The organism is Sporosarcina ureae DSM 2281 (genome assembly GCF_000425545.1).
Classification (GTDB): domain Bacteria; phylum Bacillota; class Bacilli; order Bacillales_A; family Planococcaceae; genus Sporosarcina; species Sporosarcina ureae.
This window is the reverse complement of record NZ_AUDQ01000018.1, coordinates 43,009-58,732: the sequence shown is the minus strand read 5'-3', so window position 1 is coordinate 58,732 and position 15,724 is coordinate 43,009. Positions and strand designations below refer to the sequence as shown.

Annotated in this window: 19 protein-coding genes; 13 read left to right on the top strand and 6 right to left on the bottom strand. The window is 39.5% G+C overall.

Annotation, left to right across the window (positions count from 1 at the left end; translation table 11 throughout):
• The first annotated feature begins 223 nt into the window (after positions 1-223).
• Entirely contained in the window at positions 224-1,243 is a 1,020-nt protein-coding gene (gene namA, locus H605_RS0114845) for an NADPH dehydrogenase NamA (RefSeq protein ID WP_029054946.1), read from the top strand.
• A gap of 12 nt (positions 1,244-1,255) precedes the next feature.
• Here the strand turns inward: namA and H605_RS0114840 are convergent, their stop codons facing one another.
• On the bottom strand, positions 1,256-1,753 hold the full coding sequence (locus tag H605_RS0114840) for a metallophosphoesterase family protein (RefSeq protein ID WP_029054945.1): 498 nt from the start codon (positions 1,751-1,753) through the stop codon (positions 1,256-1,258).
• A gap of 101 nt (positions 1,754-1,854) precedes the next feature.
• On the opposite strand from H605_RS0114840, the gene H605_RS0114835 reads away from it, so the two are divergent.
• The 8 genes from H605_RS0114835 to H605_RS0114810 all read left to right on the top strand — a co-directional run bounded on the left by H605_RS0114835 (position 1,855) and on the right by H605_RS0114810 (position 6,502).
• On the top strand, positions 1,855-2,223 hold the full coding sequence (locus H605_RS0114835; protein ID WP_029054944.1) for a carboxymuconolactone decarboxylase family protein: 369 nt from the start codon (positions 1,855-1,857) through the stop codon (positions 2,221-2,223).
• Between the two features lie 102 nt (positions 2,224-2,325).
• Positions 2,326-2,508: a PadR family transcriptional regulator gene (locus tag H605_RS18745; protein ID WP_081657966.1), complete on the top strand. Its 183-nt coding sequence runs from the start codon at positions 2,326-2,328 to the stop codon at positions 2,506-2,508.
• A gap of 71 nt (positions 2,509-2,579) precedes the next feature.
• A complete protein-coding gene (locus tag H605_RS19025; RefSeq protein WP_156875520.1) occupies positions 2,580-2,834 on the top strand; it encodes a permease prefix domain 1-containing protein in 255 nt (84 codons plus the stop codon).
• A 159-nt stretch (positions 2,835-2,993) separates the two neighbouring features.
• Positions 2,994-3,323 (top strand): hypothetical protein, encoded by a 330-nt coding sequence (locus tag H605_RS19265; protein ID WP_083065542.1) that lies wholly within the window; start codon positions 2,994-2,996, stop codon positions 3,321-3,323.
• 44 nt (positions 3,324-3,367) lie between these two features.
• Positions 3,368-4,384, top strand: a complete 1,017-nt coding sequence (locus tag H605_RS0114825; protein WP_029054943.1) for a TolB-like translocation protein — start codon at positions 3,368-3,370, stop codon at positions 4,382-4,384.
• A 159-nt stretch (positions 4,385-4,543) separates the two neighbouring features.
• Positions 4,544-5,275 (top strand): YqcI/YcgG family protein, encoded by a 732-nt coding sequence (locus tag H605_RS0114820; RefSeq protein ID WP_029054942.1) that lies wholly within the window; start codon positions 4,544-4,546, stop codon positions 5,273-5,275.
• A 471-nt stretch (positions 5,276-5,746) separates the two neighbouring features.
• On the top strand, positions 5,747-6,115 hold the full coding sequence (locus tag H605_RS0114815; protein ID WP_335695479.1) for a CHY zinc finger protein: 369 nt from the start codon (positions 5,747-5,749) through the stop codon (positions 6,113-6,115).
• Between the two features lie 60 nt (positions 6,116-6,175).
• Positions 6,176-6,502, top strand: a complete 327-nt coding sequence (locus H605_RS0114810) for a toprim domain-containing protein (protein WP_029054940.1) — start codon at positions 6,176-6,178, stop codon at positions 6,500-6,502.
• Between the two features lie 40 nt (positions 6,503-6,542).
• On the opposite strand, the gene H605_RS0114805 is transcribed toward H605_RS0114810, so the two are convergent.
• On the bottom strand, positions 6,543-6,950 hold the full coding sequence (locus H605_RS0114805) for a YugN family protein (RefSeq protein WP_029054939.1): 408 nt from the start codon (positions 6,948-6,950) through the stop codon (positions 6,543-6,545).
• 149 nt (positions 6,951-7,099) lie between these two features.
• Here H605_RS0114805 and H605_RS18475 point away from each other — a divergent pair, with 149 nt between their 5' ends.
• Both H605_RS18475 and H605_RS0114795 read left to right on the top strand, forming a co-directional pair.
• Positions 7,100-8,080 (top strand): YsnF/AvaK domain-containing protein, encoded by a 981-nt coding sequence (locus tag H605_RS18475; RefSeq protein WP_029054938.1) that lies wholly within the window; start codon positions 7,100-7,102, stop codon positions 8,078-8,080.
• 79 nt (positions 8,081-8,159) lie between these two features.
• Positions 8,160-8,402 carry a hypothetical protein gene (locus H605_RS0114795; protein ID WP_029054937.1) on the top strand — a complete coding sequence of 81 codons (243 nt, stop codon included), beginning with the start codon at positions 8,160-8,162 and terminating at the stop codon, positions 8,400-8,402.
• Between the two features lie 40 nt (positions 8,403-8,442).
• Here the strand turns inward: H605_RS0114795 and H605_RS0114790 are convergent, their stop codons facing one another.
• The 4 genes from H605_RS0114790 to H605_RS0114775 form a co-directional block, all read right to left on the bottom strand.
• Complete coding sequence (locus tag H605_RS0114790) at positions 8,443-8,937, bottom strand: TspO/MBR family protein (RefSeq protein ID WP_029054936.1); 495 nt, start codon at positions 8,935-8,937, stop codon at positions 8,443-8,445.
• A 54-nt stretch (positions 8,938-8,991) separates the two neighbouring features.
• Positions 8,992-10,566, bottom strand: a complete 1,575-nt coding sequence (locus H605_RS0114785; RefSeq protein WP_029054935.1) for an amidohydrolase — start codon at positions 10,564-10,566, stop codon at positions 8,992-8,994.
• 144 nt (positions 10,567-10,710) lie between these two features.
• A complete protein-coding gene (glnA, locus tag H605_RS0114780) occupies positions 10,711-12,045 on the bottom strand; it encodes a type I glutamate--ammonia ligase (RefSeq protein ID WP_029054934.1) in 1,335 nt (444 codons plus the stop codon).
• Between the two features lie 185 nt (positions 12,046-12,230).
• Positions 12,231-12,581 (bottom strand): DUF3307 domain-containing protein, encoded by a 351-nt coding sequence (locus H605_RS0114775; RefSeq protein WP_029054933.1) that lies wholly within the window; start codon positions 12,579-12,581, stop codon positions 12,231-12,233.
• Between the two features lie 122 nt (positions 12,582-12,703).
• Here H605_RS0114775 and H605_RS0114770 point away from each other — a divergent pair, with 122 nt between their 5' ends.
• Together H605_RS0114770 and H605_RS0114765 are read left to right on the top strand one after the other, a co-directional pair.
• Complete coding sequence (locus H605_RS0114770) at positions 12,704-13,861, top strand: HD domain-containing phosphohydrolase (RefSeq protein WP_232321260.1); 1,158 nt, start codon at positions 12,704-12,706, stop codon at positions 13,859-13,861.
• Entirely contained in the window at positions 13,858-15,669 is a 1,812-nt protein-coding gene (locus H605_RS0114765; RefSeq protein ID WP_029054931.1) for an adenylate/guanylate cyclase domain-containing protein, read from the top strand. The genes H605_RS0114770 and H605_RS0114765 overlap by 4 nt, the downstream gene beginning before the upstream one ends.
• The last annotated feature ends 55 nt before the right edge of the window (positions 15,670-15,724 follow it).

Below are 15,724 nucleotides of genomic sequence, written 5' to 3'. Positions count from 1 at the left end.
AGGGGTCAATTCGTGCAGATTTGACACCCCGCATCATACCAAGAGGGCTCTTTGTGTTCAAGTCCCCGAAAAAGCTTCTAACAGGAATGCTCCTTTTATATAGTCTACTATACGTTAGAGCTCTACCATATGTTTCATAAAGTTGGTTTAAAATCCTCAAACATTAAATAAACACATAGATTTGCTATACTTTCCCTAGCAACTATTAGAGGAGGAATTATTCATGGCAAAATTATTTAGTCCTTATACTATACGTGGCGTCGAGTTCAAAAATCGAATTGCAATGGCACCGATGTGTATGTATTCTTCACATAATCAAGATGGTAAAGTAGAAGATTGGCATAAAACTCATTATGCAACTCGTGCAGTAGGACAAGTCGGCCTAATTATTGTTGAGGCAACAGCTGTTCAACCACAAGGGAGAATCTCAAGTGAGGATTTAGGGATCTGGTCAGATGAGCATCTCAAAGGTCTAACCGAAATCGTTCGTTTGATGAAACAGCAAGGTGCCCGTACTGGTATCCAATTAGCACACGCGGGCAGAAAAGCGACAGTGGACGGAACGATTCATGCTCCAAGCCCCATTGCATTCAATGAAAAATATAAAACACCAACGGAAATGACTATTGCTGATATTGAAGAAACAATTGAAGCATTTAAACAAGGTGCCATCCGTTCCAAACAAGCTGGTTTTGACGTGATTGAAATTCATGGCGCACATGGATATTTACTAAATGAGTTTTTAACTCCGTTATGTAATCATCGTGAAGATAAATATGGCGGAACAGCAGAAAATCGTTACCGTATATTAGGCCAAGTGATTGATGCAATCCGGTCTGTTTGGGAAGGTCCATTATTTGTCAGAATCTCAGCAGAAGATTATCAAGAAGGCGGTATGGATCCTTCGCAGTATGCAGAAATGGCGGGGTGGATGAAAGAGCAAGGTGTCGATTTAGTCGACGTGAGCTCTGGTGGTGTAGTACCAGCTGCTATTCATCCTTTCCCAGGCTATCAAGTGCCGTTTGCGGATACAATTCGTCAGCAGGCAAATATTGCAACGGGTGCGGTAGGGTTGATTACGTCAGCGCTGCAAGCGGAAGAGATTCTTCAAAACGATCGTGCCGATATCGTATTACTCGCTCGCGAATTATTACGCGATCCTTATTGGGCGTATACAGCAGCTAAAGAGCTTAACGTTGAAATTGAATCTCCTGTTCAATATAAACGTGGCTGGATGTTCTAATCCTTTTGTAGGTTACGTTTTATCATCAAAGAAAATTAATTCTGCACGAATCTCATCCTCGATATGTAAGATAGCGAATGAATAATGAGGTAGTTTCCGCTTGTCTGTCGGGGATCCAGGGGTCAGCAACAAGGTTTTATTCATGTAACGAAGCACTGGAATGTGGGAGTGTCCGAAGATGATGACATCTAGTGGCTCTCCTTCAAATGCTTCAATTGCACGCTTTTCCGTCGTTTTTTTCTCTCCATGTCCATGTACCAAGCCGATCTTTACGTGTCCTGCTTGAACCACCTGCTGCAATGGAAACTGTTCTTTTATATCTTCTCCATCTACATTTCCAGAGACTCCTTTTACTTCTGCAAATTCAGAAAGCATCTGTACTACCTCAAATGATTGCCAATCACCCGTATGTAAAACTAAATCAGCCGTAATACATTCGTTTGTTAACCGTGAAGGCAAAACGCTTCCTCTACTAGGAATGTGTGTATCTCCTGTTATGACAATTTTCATGACGAACCTCCTAGATTTGTTATTGCATATATCATTTCCTTTATCACTGCATAGCAAACAAAGAATCGGACATACTGTTGCTATAACGGGAGGCGATCTATATGGAAGACTATACATTTACAGATGCGGTACTGGCAGATTATAAAACCGGTATGGGTGCAATGAGCGAACAATTGCCGAAGTTAATGAAATCGTTCCATGCATTTACGGAAATTAGTTTTGAAGAAGGAGAAATTAGTCAAAAATATAAGCAGCTGATCGCACTTGCAGTGAGTGTCTACGCCCATAGTGAGTATTGTATTATTTTCCATACAAAAGCTTGCATAGATGCAGGTTGTACAGTTCCAGAAGTGTTAGAAGCGGTCGGTGTAGCAGCGGCACTTGGCGGTGGAAGTGCTTTGAGTCAAGCCGTCACATTGGTTATGCAGACGATTGACGAATTACAGGAAAATCCAAAACCTTTGCAATAAGTGAGCGCCTTGTCGAGTAGAATCGATGAGGTGTTTTTTTGTGCATTGTATTAAGATGTACATTGTTATAATTTGTATTGAAGAAGTGAGTGAAGGAACGTTATATGCAGCTTAAAACGCTTAGAGAAAAAAGCTTGGGTTGAATCATATTGGCAAGAAGGTGAAAGTGGCCGTAAAAAATACTATCGTCTAACTGATGAAGGTAGCGTGGCATTAGATGCAAAACAGGAAAATTGGGAGTGGATGAATGCGCTTATCCATAAAATTTCGGATGGTTTGATATGAAAACGATGTTTGAGCGTTTCGTTAGTAAGGTGGTAAAACAAACAGACGGCAATGCTGAAGAACGGTAGGATTTGACTGAGGAATTACTTAGTCATTTGTATTGTGCTTATGAGGATTTACGAAAACAAGGGTTCTCATATGGGGAGGCGATGGAGTTGGCGATGGCGAATTTCGGTAATGAGAAAGAAGTAGGTAAGCAACTTCAGCACGCGCTGTATCCATATCGACGAGAAATGATGCTCAGTCTTTCAGGTGCATCTTTACTTATCATTTACAGCACCTACTTGCTTCAGTTGTTCACTAGAGGTAATGCTGAAATCATTTGACTTTGCATGGCAATACTTATCAGTTCAGCAATCTTGACCCTAAAGCTGCATCCTATCACAGCGTTACACCGCCGTCTAACGGTAAATGGGTTACTGATCGGTCATACCTTGTTAGTAATTTACGGTAGTTGACTAGCGACGGATTTAGAATCAGCTTACTTGGTTCCATTAACCATATTTTCTTACGCAATAGTATTGTTTTCGATTGTTCTGGTATACCGTACAACCATTTATGATTTTCCTTCCTCTAGACAATTCCTTGAAAAAGATGCGAAGAGAATTCATTTTATCAATATTACAATCGGTCTCATAGTATTGGCTTTATCTTTATTTTGGCTATGGGCATTTTTAATATTTGCCGTAGAAATAAAAGTAACCTTACTATTTATTACGATTCCGTTAGTCTTGTGGATCATCTATACGATAGAACTTCATTTATTGGAAACTGGGCGTATAGTGTTACAGGTTTTCAGTTTCTATGGATTATAGCGGCGATCATGATTTGGATTTTATGAATATAAGGAGGTTGACCTATGAAAAAGTCGCTAGGATTCATCCTAAGTTCCATCGCACTGCTAACCGCGGTGTGTATTGTGCTAGGTGTATTGTTTAATAAAGATGAGAATAAAAAACAAGAAGGAATGTCTGATATCTATGCGATATCAACCAAAAATGAAATTGCCTATATTTCTTATGACAAAGGACAAGCAACAATCAATCTAGATAGTCAACAGAAAATCGTTCAATTATCTGTCGAGAAAGAAATTGCAGATATAATATTCTCGGAAGATGGTACGTATCTTGCTTATGTAGTACGGGATAAAAATCTTGAAAATCATATACGGTCAGATATCCATATAATTGATTTGGGTTCGCTTGTAGAGGAGGTAATACACACATCTGACAATCTAATCACTGAGATTGCGTTTGATCCAAAATATCCTGAGAAGTTGTTTTATCTTGAGGCAAGCACCTATACAAATTATTCACCGATTGCTTCGAAACGGCCCCATGATTTCGATGTGTATAGCTTTGATTTAATGCAAGGTGTTCATACAAAACATACAGATATTAAGAAATATAGTATGGGCTCACTACAAGTTTCTGCTGAAAAGAATTCTGTTTATGTACAGACGAATGATGACACATACAACGAAACGGCAGAAGAGATCTTCGAAAGTAAAGAGAGGATATTTGAAATACCACTAGAAACACCTGATAAAATGTCAGTCGTCAGCAGCCCTGTTCAAGCCGAGGATGTGTATGACTTCATCTTGTTACCTGAACAACAATGTATTATTTATCAGGCAGTAGCAGGAACTGGACCTAACGGAATTTACGAATATGAGTTGTTCACATTTAATTGGAAAACATATCAAACGGAACAACTTACGACATTAAAAGAGTCTACATCAAGACCTGCACTCGGTCCTGACGATAAAATTTACTTTATGGTAGATCGTAAATTTGGTTCGCGCGAGCCTGATTACCATCTATATCGAATGAATCAAGATGGAAGCGGAATAGAAGAACTAGATCTCAATGGTTAATAAATCATTCATGAAGATCCCATATTACTTCCGTGCTATATAGGTTACTAAGAAAGCGATATACATGAGGGATAATAACCATTGTTTCATATGTTTCATTATGCTGAAGACAGGGTAGCGGATATACAGCATAGTAATTCAGAGGGGGGATATAAAACGTTGATTCAAACATCAAACGCTTTATTGACAAAGGAAGACTTTACAAAACGTGATGATTTACCGGAATGGCTACTTAGAGAATACCAGACGTTTCATAATATTGTGACTGACAAAACATTCCCGTGTTATTTTGGAATGGCTGGTGAAAATAAAGGTGAGTTGCGCTATGCCTATGTTTCTCAAGAGGACTGGTCGAATTTACCTCAAGCATTGGAATCTTTCTTAACACTATTTAAAAATCCAAAGCATAAACGGCACGGGTTATTTGTGTTTGTAGAACCCTTTGAAAAAGAAGGAACAATAGAAGAATATCGTCAGCAGTTTTGGGATATTTTGCAGTACTTGCATATAGAAGATACTGAAGAATGGCCGGCTGAAGCTCCACTGGACCCAGATCACTATCTATGGGATTTCCACTTCCATGGCGAGCCGATTTTTGCTTTTGGTAATGCGCCTGCGTATAAACAGCGGAAGACTCGTGATCTAGGAAATGCCATGGTCATTGGTTTCCAGCCACGAAAAATTTTCAAAGGTTTGACAGGCACTGAAAAGGGTGGCATCAACTCACGCGAAAAAGTTCGTGAACGTGTAGAGGTATGGGATGCCTTACCGAAGCATCCGGATATAAGCCACTTCGGTGATCCAACGCATAACGAATGGAAACAGTTTTTCATCGGTGACGACTGCGTGCCTATAACTGGAAAGTGTCCATTTACTCATAAGGATATGTAAATAGAGGATGTCTCTACAGTCGTGAACTTACGATTGTTAGGGATGTCCTTTTATATGGTTTAATTCAAGATCAACAAGCATGTGGAATGCTAGGGGGAGGTAGTGTGTACGAGGGGATTGAAGCTCTAGCTAGGGATGCTTTCCGGGGGAGCAATCTTGAGCTGCTTCCTTCGCTAACGCTCTGTCCAGGATCTCAAGGTCACTCTTATTCTCCAGGAGTTGACCCAGCTTCCACTTCAATCCTACTTATAAGGTAGAGGTACTTCTTAGATCGCTCATTATCGATAGTGTGTGAATTCGTGTTAGGTTTTAATTTATTGAAGTTCTGGTTCCACTTCAAAATAACAATAACAAAATTAACTTTAGCGCATCTTTGTACTGTAAATTGCCTATAAAAAACTTCTTCAAGCTTATCCATTACATTAAACTACAGATCTTTTACTTACATTGCATACTTACTATTCTGCTTTTATGATATACATAAGAGGAGTGGGTGAAATGAAAAAATACAGTAAAGAAGTTCAGGGCTTGCTGGTGGATGATGAAACGCGCTGTGTTCATTACTCGACAGAAAATGATCGAATTGCAATCAAGTTTTATTGTTGCAAGATATACTACCCATGTCACCTATGTCATGAAGAAACAGGCTGCGGTCATCACGCTGTCTGGCCAGCTAGTCAATATAACGAAAAAGCCATACTGTGCGGAAGTTGCGGACGCGAACTCACTATTACCGAATACTTTCAAAGCGACTATCAATGTCCTTCTTGTCTGGCGAATTTTAATCCGGGTTGCGGTCTACATAAGGAACTATACTTCGAAAATGAAGTAAGTAGCTGAATGGTTTTAACCATGACCAACAGGGAACACTATATAAAACAGGTAAAGTGAGGGGTTTGCATGAAGCAACAGACGATGAATACAGAAGAACTATTGGCGTTTGCTGAAGAGGCGCATGATTCGGGAACATCTTGGATCCAACAAGCGGATTATACAGGAGAAGAAGTAATTATGACGGATGAAGATCTTGCAGGCAGGGAGCCTTTGCAACGTCTACGGATAATAGTGGAGTCGGCTGGAAATGCTAAATACTTCGAATCACTTTTCTATAATGGAGCTGAACTAGAAGAATTAATGAGTGAACTTGAACCAGTTTTCGAAAAGTTTCCCAAAAAAGTATTGAGTTCAATTGAAATGGATGAAAAAGTACAAAGTATAACAGAATAACAAAAAAGGATCTTCTGCCAAAGCTAGAAGATCCTTTTTTTCATTCCAAGTATTGCAGTATTTCTTCAATTGCCAGTTCACCAGCAATTTCCCAACGACTTTTATCACGAATTTCTGCATCTCGATCCAATGGTTCTTGGAATTGATTGAAAGAACCACTTATTAAAGAACTTGAGTCGGGATCTAGTCCTGTGTTAACCACATGTTTAATCACGTAAGGTTTTTTGAATTTTATTGAGGTGTTGAAATCATCAAGTTCACCGTCGTGGACTTCAAACGGAACACGTAAGTAAATGGTTTCTCCAGCTTCTCTATGAAGGACGGAATCGAAACTGCCTTTATGATAATCCCAGCCTCCGCCAAAATGATACCCGTGCTGATCCACTTTATCCCGTAAAGTTCCAAAGCACGCCAGTTTGCCTTCAATTGGTGTATCTAATTCCAGCATGAAATCACTCCTTTTTATTAGCATTCCTAATTAGGAATTATTTATGCATTAAATAAAAAATAATGAAAAGGTTTCTAATTTAACTATCCCGGGTAAAAGTATCAACACGACGTTAGTATAATTAACTATCATACTAGGAGGAGATTTATATGGGTAAGAATAGATATATTGGAATGTACTTTAATGAAACCGAGTTGGTGAATCGTCTGGATGAGCTAAAAAAAGAAGGATGGCCTGAAGATGATATTTATGTAGTGGTAAAAAACGATGATCAACTAACTATGGTTAGAAGTCGTTCAGATGCAGAAATTAAATCCGCCGACGATTCTTGGTGGGATCGCTTCATGGGATTCGTGTCAGGGGAAGATCATGTACACCGCATGGTCGAAAATCTAGATTTTGGAACAGAAGATACAATGAAGTATTATCACGACATTGAAGAGGGTGGCATGTTGCTTTATGTGGATTCCGGTGAAGCGAACCGCCACTACATGGATAATACAGATTTCTACGGCAGAGATGGAAAAAGCACAGATGTCAATCTTGGAGCTAACGGACTAAGCGTAACAGACCAAGAATTGAATGGAGGAGACCCTGCATTCAGAATGAGCCAGACACTACCTGATCAAACAGTAAACCATCAGGATAACGAAGTAGATCGTGCACTCCGTACAAATGAACAAAGTTTCACTGATGCCGCCACGGATGAAGAACGTTTACGTCTGCATGAAGAAAAACTTCAAGTAAATAAGCATGCAACACAACGTGGAGAAATTCATGTAGAGAAAGAAGTAGTGGAAGAACCTAGATCAGTAGATGTCAATGTTTCACATGATGAAGTCATCATTGAACGTAGACCTGTTGTAAATGATGAAGCGAATGTTGACGGCCGCTATGATCATACCGCAGCAGCATTCAAAGAAGATGACGAAACAATTCGTATTCCCATTACTGAAGAACAAGTAGAAGTGACTAAGAAACCAGTTGTCACGGAAGAAGTTATTCTTAAGAAGCGTGAAGTTGTAGAAAATGAAACGATTCACGATACTGTGAAACGCGAGGAAGTACACTTCGGAAAAGAAGGTAACGTAGATGTCAAGGGCGACTCCTTGGATAAGGACCGCTTCTGAAAAGACATGTAGCAAACATCTTGTCATTCCCTTTCTGCATAATGTAAGATAGACGTAACAGCCAGGAAGGGGAGATGACATGTTTAAGCATCCAGGTATTGCCGCCGTGCTAAGTTTTTTCTGGACTGGCGTCGGTCAAATCTATAATGGACAAATCCTTAAAGGGATCTTGCTTATTATTTTGCAGGGAATTAACGGGTTACTCATGTTTGTAGGTATTGGTTTCATTACGTATCCCATTGTATGGATTTGGGGTATGTACGATGCCTATAAGACTGCGGAGCGTATGAATTACAAACAAAATCAATATAAGCAACAATGAGAAATGTCCCAGCCAGTAGTGGCAGGGACATTTTTTGGTTTCACTTATTTAATTTCCACGTAGAATAATTCAAGATCAGTGCGAACAGGACCCATCCGATATACGGGACCATTAATGCGCCTGCGGTACGATCATTTTTATTAAATTCATAAGCAGTCATAGCAATTGCACCTAGCATAATCGTCATCTCGATCAGTGCAGTACCTCGTAAATTCCACTTGAAGAATAGGAAGGACCAAAGAAAATTAAGACCTATTTGAACGTCATATAGGGGGATAGCAGCATGGCTCTTTTTGGTATCCTGCTTCATTTCTACGCGGTAATTCGCTACACCCATCATTGTGTATAAAGCCGTCCAAGCAATAGGGAATGCAGCTCCAGGAGGAGAAAATGAAGGTTTCTCCAACTCGGCATACTGTTCTTGTGTATTGCGATTAGCAAGATATCCGATAATCGATCCACCCACTACGGGAATTAACACGTTACGCGTTAGTTTCTTCCAATCCAGTTCACCTTGTACTTTTAGCAACTTCAAAGTAAAACTACCTTTTTAGAAAGTTTTCCCCATTGGCTAGTTACTAAACGGTGATCATGTATTCGCTCTATACATCACTTCACCAGCGACTATAGTTTTCTCTACTTGTACTTCAGTAATTCTATCTACTTCTATAGTGAAAATATCTTCTTTCAAGATAGTGAAGTCTGCATCAAATCCAACGGAGAGCCTTCCTCGTGAATCAGCTTTATCTATAGTAGCGGCTGCGCCCGAAGTAAATAATTGTACTGCCTCGTAGCGACTCAGTTTTTCATCTGGCAAATACCCCTCATGCTGTTCAATACTCAATCTTCTTGTAATTGCGGCGTGTATTCCTAGCAATGGATTCGGGTCTTCAATAGGCGCATCTGATCCTCCGCCACATATAAATCCTTTAGTTAGAAGCTTCTTCCATGCATATGCCCAGTCAAGCCGGTCCTTACCGAGTCTTTCTCCGACCCAAGGGAAATCGGAGGGTACGAAAGCAGGCTGTATATCTAAAACAATCGGAAGCTTTTGCATTCGCTCGACTAAATCTTCCCGTAATAAGATGACATGTATTAACCGGTCTTTCTTACCTGTAAGAGCAGGATGTTTTTCAATGACATCGAGTGCTTTTTCTACTGCCAGATCCCCGATTACATGTATGGCAACAGCTTCTCCATAGTGCCTTGCTGTTTTAACGTGATTCTCGAGCTCTTCATCAGTCAATACAGTAGTTCCTACATTATCGGGTTCATCAGAATAAGGCTCACTTAACAGCGCAGTACTACCGCCAAAAGCACCATCAATGAAGAACTTCATCTCACCAGGTTCTACCCACGGTGTATTATAGAGAGCATGATCTTCCATCAATTCGGAAAACACGCTAAAATGACGCAGTAAGTGAGCACGGAATTTACGATCACCGCCTAGCACGTTATTGAAGGCTTTCAATGGCGTCTGGTAGTGTCCGTAGTAACCTAAGTCATCCGTCACAACACCTGTCAAACCGACAGATAATAGGTGGTCAACTGAAGTCTCCAATGCTTTCGTTACGTAGGCCACTGTTGGATTTGGTAAAAGTTCTAGCACTCGCTGCATAGCACCTTCCTTCAATAACCCCGTTGGCTCTCCAGTATGATCGCGCTCAATGACACCATCATCGGGATCAGGTGTATCTTTTGTGATACCAGCGAGTTCGAGCGCCTTTGAATTCACAATCGCTGCATGCCAGCAAGTGCGCTTTAATAGCATAGGTGAATCCGTTACAGCATCCAACTCATAGCGTGTGAAGATTTTCTTGTCAGGAAAATTATTCTCATCCCAACCTTCTCCAATAAACCACTCATCCTCTGGCAAATCACTATACGCATTCAGGAGTAAATCCATCATGTTCTCTGAAGAAGTAGTGTTTGATAAATCAAGGCGTAGTAACTTTTCACCTTGTCCAATTATGTGCATATGGTTATCGATAAACCCAGGATAAACAAAAGCACCCTGCAAGTCTATTTGTTCGTCGGCTTGAGCTTTTAGCTCATCATATGACCCAATCGCTACTATTTTTCCGTCTTTTGTCAGTAGAGCATCTATTGTATGTCCTTCATTTTGCATTGTATAAAAGAGTGCGTTAAACCAAATCTTAATCATAGCGAAACCTCCTGATTTTCCTATAATAAATCGAGTGAGACAATTAGACAATAGAATGGATTCTATATAATTTTCTCTATCAAAAAAAACGGCTGTATTTACAGCCGTTTTTTTTATTGTACATCCTATTATTGTGAAGTCCTATTAATACATCTTCATATATCGTTCAAGTTCCCATGGATGCACCGTAATCCGGTAGCTTTCCCATTCTTGATGTTTTGCTTCACTAAAGTTTGCATAAATATGTGAACCCAGTGCGTCTTGTATAATCGAGTCTTCTGATAAGGCGATGAGCGCATGGTCAAGATCTGTCGGTAATAATCCAATGTTATTTTCCGCAAGCTCATCTGCCTTCATCTCATAAATATTGCGATCAACTGGGGCTGGAGGAGTCAGCTTGCGCTTAATACCATCAAGACCAGCTTTTAGTATAACGGCCATTGCTAAATAAGGATTGGCAGAAGAATCGACAGAACGTACCTCAACACGTGTACTCATTCCACGTGATGCAGGTATGCGGATCAATGGACTACGGTTCTGTGAGGACCAAGCGACATAACAAGGTGCTTCGTAGCCAGGCACCAAACGTTTATAAGAATTGACAGTAGGGTTCGTGATAGCGGTGAAACCACGAACATGTTCCAGCACACCAGCCATGAAGTGATAAGCAGTTTCACTTAACTGACGTTCGCCATCTTTGTCAAAAAAGACGTTCTCGCCATCTTTAAATAGAGAAACATTGCAATGCATGCCCGAACCGCTCACTCCGTATAATGGCTTAGGCATGAATGTGGCATGTAAGCCGTGTTTGCGTGCTATCGTCTTAACGACTAGTTTAAAGGTTTGAATATGATCGCAAGCCGTTAATACATCAGCATATTTAAAATCAATTTCATGTTGTCCAGGCGCTGCTTCGTGATGGGAAGCTTCCACTTCAAATCCCAATTCTTCAAGTTCCAAGACAATATCTCGACGACAATTTTCGCCAAGATCTATTGGAGCCAAATCAAAATAGTCACCATGGTCATTCAGCTCCATTGTCGGTTGTTTATTGGCATCTAGTTTAAAAAGAAAGAATTCCGGTTCAGGTCCTAAGTTAAAATCAGTGAATCCAAGCTCTTTCATTTCTTTAACGATTCGTTTTAAATTTCCCCGGGGGTCTCCAGAGAAAGGTTCGCCATTCGCCAAGTAGACGTCGCAGATTAAGCGTGCTACTCTTCCTGTACCTGAAGGCCATGGAAATACCATCCATGTATCCAAGTCAGGTACTAAATACATATCTGATTCTTCAATCCGTACAAAGCCTTCGATAGAAGATCCGTCAAACATCATTTTGTTGTCCAGCGCCTTTTCGAGCTGGCTGATCGGAATCTCTACATTCTTAATCATGCCAAAAATATCGGTAAACTGAAGACGGATAAAATTGACATTATTTTCTTCCACGAATTGATAAATATCTTCTCTTGTAACGTTTTCCATCAGACCACACTCCTTATGATTGTTTGGTACGAATCATCTTCGCAACATTTTTCTATAATATAGCCCAGGAAAGCAGATTACAAGAACTTTTTCTATTTTTTGAAAGAATTATAAGACTTAAGTTCTTGTTTCAGAAAGAATTATAAATTCGTCAAATGAAGCGTCAGAAAAACAGTGCTATTTAACTAGTATAAAAAATGTATGATGGAACCTAAAACTAATAAATGGAATATTTGATCGGTTACAATCATCAGCCAATTACCTTCAGGATTTTTGACGCCCATTATGGTTCGGACCCACCAGAAGACGAAAAGCCGCTTATCTAAAAAAACATGACTAACATAAATGAGAACAATGGCAAGCCATGAAACCTGAAATCCGCTAATGAGAATTGCCACAAAAATTGAGAGGGTATAAACCAAGCAATGTGTCATTAAAGGCATCCACTTGTTCGCTTTATTCATAGCCATCCAGGTATTTTGTAATAAAAAATCTCCGACTAAATGACCGAGCAGTAAGTAAGAAAAAAGATTCATTTGTTTCCCCCTAAATATGAAACGTATAACGAAGTAACTATATTTTATGCTTTTATCATGCTAATATTAACACACAAAGGAAATAGATAGAGAACCTATTTTTTCTAAAGGGGGCATTGAATGTGCCGACTTCATCAAATTTAATTATTAACAATAAAACATCGGGCACAAATTCGGATCGCTTATTAGCGGTTATATTTGAATATATGGCAAAAATATCAGTTGAAACCAATATAAAAAAGATGGTTATGAATCTTGCAGATTTAGGTAAAGAGCTTGTCGCGGCGGATCGCTGTTCGGTTTGGTTGCATGAAGCAAACGAAAAGATACTCTGGACAGTAGGTGGTCATGGAGTTAAAACGATTAAGATACCGGATGATAGTGGGTTTGTCGGTCATTGTGTAAAGACGGGGGAAGCACTACTAATTGAAGATGCGTACTCGGATCAGCGATTTAATCGTACAGTCGATATAGAAACGGGTTATTCTACTACTTCTGTTATCTGTATTCCGTTTCATAATGCAGAAGGAGAAATTATTGGCGCCTTTCAAGCTATCAATAAACAGACGGAATCACAAATCTTTTCAGTTGATGATTTAGAAGTTTTAAAGATTGCCGCTAACTTTACTGGGAAATCACTTGAAGCATTCATTTTACGTAATGAACTAGTTGAAACACAAAAAGAGATTATTGTCCGAATGGGTGAAATTGGGGAAAGTCGTTCTCAGGAAACGGGCTTCCATGTAAAGCGGGTAGCGAAATATTCATATTTATTGGCATGTCTTTCTGGAATACCAGAAGCTGAGGCGCTGAAATTGAAATATGCTTCGCCGATGCATGATATTGGAAAAGTCGCAATTCCAGACAGTATCTTATTGAAGCCTGGGAAACTGACTGAAAAAGAATTTGAATTAATGAAACAACATACGACAATCGGTCATAATGTTTTCAAGAAGTCAAAACGTGAGTTACTACAAATCGCAGCCATCATTGCCAATGAGCATCATGAACGATGGGATGGACAAGGCTATCCAGCAGGTAAACAAGCGGAAGACATTCATATATACGGCCGTATTACAGCAGTCGCAGACGTGTTTGATGCATTGGGAAGCGATCGAGTGTACAAAAAGGCTTGGCCACTAGAAAAAATTACGGCTTATATGAAAGAAGAACGTAATAAACAATTTGATGGACGACTCGTAGATATATTCTTGGAGAATTTAGATCAATTCATCTTAATCCGCGATGAGTTTGTAGATGGAAGTGAAGAAACGATATGAAGAAGGTAATAACCTTTCGTGAAGAACAACTTGTGAACTTACCACTAAATGTCGCATGGGAATTATTAGCCAATACAAATGAATTAAATAAATTCGCAGGCATATTTCCTTTCAATTTTGCGCAGTTTTCAGAAGAAGATAAAACAATCATTCGATGGGCAGATGCCAAGGTATTGAAAATGATATCGTTGAAATGGAAAGAACATGTATGTGAATGGGTGCGATATTCTCATTATTCACTTGAGCGTCAATATGTAGAAGGACCTTTCCAGTCCGTTTTCTGGACTATTCGTATGGTATATATATCTGAGACTGAAACGAAAATATATTTAGAAGGTGACTTTATTTGCAAAAACTTGCTTGGAAGAATTGCATTACAAGCTACCGTCTATCCCCAACTTCGCAAAATGATCACATACGCACTGGAATATGAAAAAACACCAGGTACAACAAAACCTCTTGCAAAGACAAAAATAGAACTGGAAAATACAAGCTTAGCCCATGCTATTTCTCTATTGAAAGAATCATATCCTAACACTGACATGATTGATGCCTTAGAATCTACCATTCGCACAGGTTCTGATGATGAAGTATCTGAAATGCAGCCATACCGCTGGGCAAGAATACATCAGTTCGACAGATTCGCTTCCGTTGAATTATTTTTATTCGCCAATGCAGTAGGTCTGCTTGATTATGACTGGAACATGATGTGTCCAAATTGTCGTGTACCTAAGGGAAAGGCTGCAGCATTAAAGCAACTGATTGACAAAGTACATTGTGAATTATGTGGAATAGATTTTGAATTGGATTTTGACCGTTATGTAGAGATGAAATTTCACGTGAATGCTGCCATTCGAAAAGTTGATCAGACTATCTATTGTATAAATGGTCCTGTCGAAACACCCCATGTACTGGCGCAATTCAGAGTTTCACCTCAAGAAAATAAAGTAATCGATTGGCCTAAATTCAATGAGGTACTTAGGTGTCGAGTCCTGAAGTATAATCATGAAATCGATATGACAAATGAAGTAGTCGAAAAAGCTGAAATTACATATTCTGCTGAAGGCTTTCTACAAAGAGAAATTCCTGACGCAAAACGTTTCACTATTATTAATGAAACTACTAAAGAAATTGTTGTAGTCTTCGAGAAAAAAGACTGGGATGATGATGCACTGACTGCGAGGGAAGTTACATCTCTTCAGTTGTTCCGCGATTTACTCAAAACGGAAGTATTGGCACCGGGGCTTCAAATTGGAGTTGGCCATATGTCTATTTTATTCACTGACTTAAAAGATTCCACGCGGCTATATGAAGAGATTGGGGACGCGAAAGCCTACTCCGATGTTCAGAAGCATTTTGAATATTTGGTGCGCTGTGTAAGAGAACATAGAGGAACTATTATCAAAACGATAGGCGACTCGGTAATGGGCGCCTTTACTAGTGAATTTGATGCGTTTGAAGCAGCACTAGCTATACAGCGAGGGATAGGTCAGTTAAATAAAAAAATATCAAAACCTGTGCTAATTAAAATAGGTTTCCATACTGGCTCTGTTATTGCGGTAAATGCCAATGATCTATTAGATTATTTCGGTAGTACAGTTAATAAAGCAGCTCGTATCCAGCAACAGAGCATGGGTGGCGATTTAATCATTCATTGTGATGTGTATGACCGGCTGATAAGTAAACGACCGGAAATAGCCCGTCTGAAAGGTGAATCCTTTATAGCACAATTAAATGGATTTGAAGAAGAAGTACAGCTTCAACGATTTATCATCGACGAGAAAACATTTCACGCATTCGGTGCGTAAGATGTTTTTTTATTTTGCACATTTTTATTTCTTTATCATAAGCTGATAAAGAAAG

What these genes read in the sequence shown, in the direction of transcription:
- H605_RS0114815 (WP_335695479.1), top strand. Translation starts at nt 5,747, where the DNA reads ATGATATACATAAGAGGAGTGGGTGAAATGAAAAAATACAGTAAAGAA.
- H605_RS0114810 (WP_029054940.1), top strand. Translation starts at nt 6,176, where the DNA reads ATGAAGCAACAGACGATGAATACAGAAGAACTATTGGCGTTTGCTGAA.
- namA (WP_029054946.1), top strand. Translation starts at nt 224, where the DNA reads ATGGCAAAATTATTTAGTCCTTATACTATACGTGGCGTCGAGTTCAAA.
- H605_RS18475 (WP_029054938.1), top strand. Translation starts at nt 7,100, where the DNA reads ATGGGTAAGAATAGATATATTGGAATGTACTTTAATGAAACCGAGTTG.
- H605_RS0114795 (WP_029054937.1), top strand. Translation starts at nt 8,160, where the DNA reads ATGTTTAAGCATCCAGGTATTGCCGCCGTGCTAAGTTTTTTCTGGACT.
- glnA (WP_029054934.1), bottom strand. Translation starts at nt 12,045, where the DNA reads ATGGAAAACGTTACAAGAGAAGATATTTATCAATTCGTGGAAGAAAAT.
- H605_RS0114785 (WP_029054935.1), bottom strand. Translation starts at nt 10,566, where the DNA reads ATGATTAAGATTTGGTTTAACGCACTCTTTTATACAATGCAAAATGAA.
- H605_RS0114840 (WP_029054945.1), bottom strand. Translation starts at nt 1,753, where the DNA reads ATGAAAATTGTCATAACAGGAGATACACACATTCCTAGTAGAGGAAGC.
- H605_RS0114775 (WP_029054933.1), bottom strand. Translation starts at nt 12,581, where the DNA reads ATGAATCTTTTTTCTTACTTACTGCTCGGTCATTTAGTCGGAGATTTT.
- H605_RS0114835 (WP_029054944.1), top strand. Translation starts at nt 1,855, where the DNA reads ATGGAAGACTATACATTTACAGATGCGGTACTGGCAGATTATAAAACC.
- H605_RS0114765 (WP_029054931.1), top strand. Translation starts at nt 13,858, where the DNA reads ATGAAGAAGGTAATAACCTTTCGTGAAGAACAACTTGTGAACTTACCA.
- H605_RS0114825 (WP_029054943.1), top strand. Translation starts at nt 3,368, where the DNA reads ATGAAAAAGTCGCTAGGATTCATCCTAAGTTCCATCGCACTGCTAACC.
- H605_RS0114805 (WP_029054939.1), bottom strand. Translation starts at nt 6,950, where the DNA reads ATGCTGGAATTAGATACACCAATTGAAGGCAAACTGGCGTGCTTTGGA.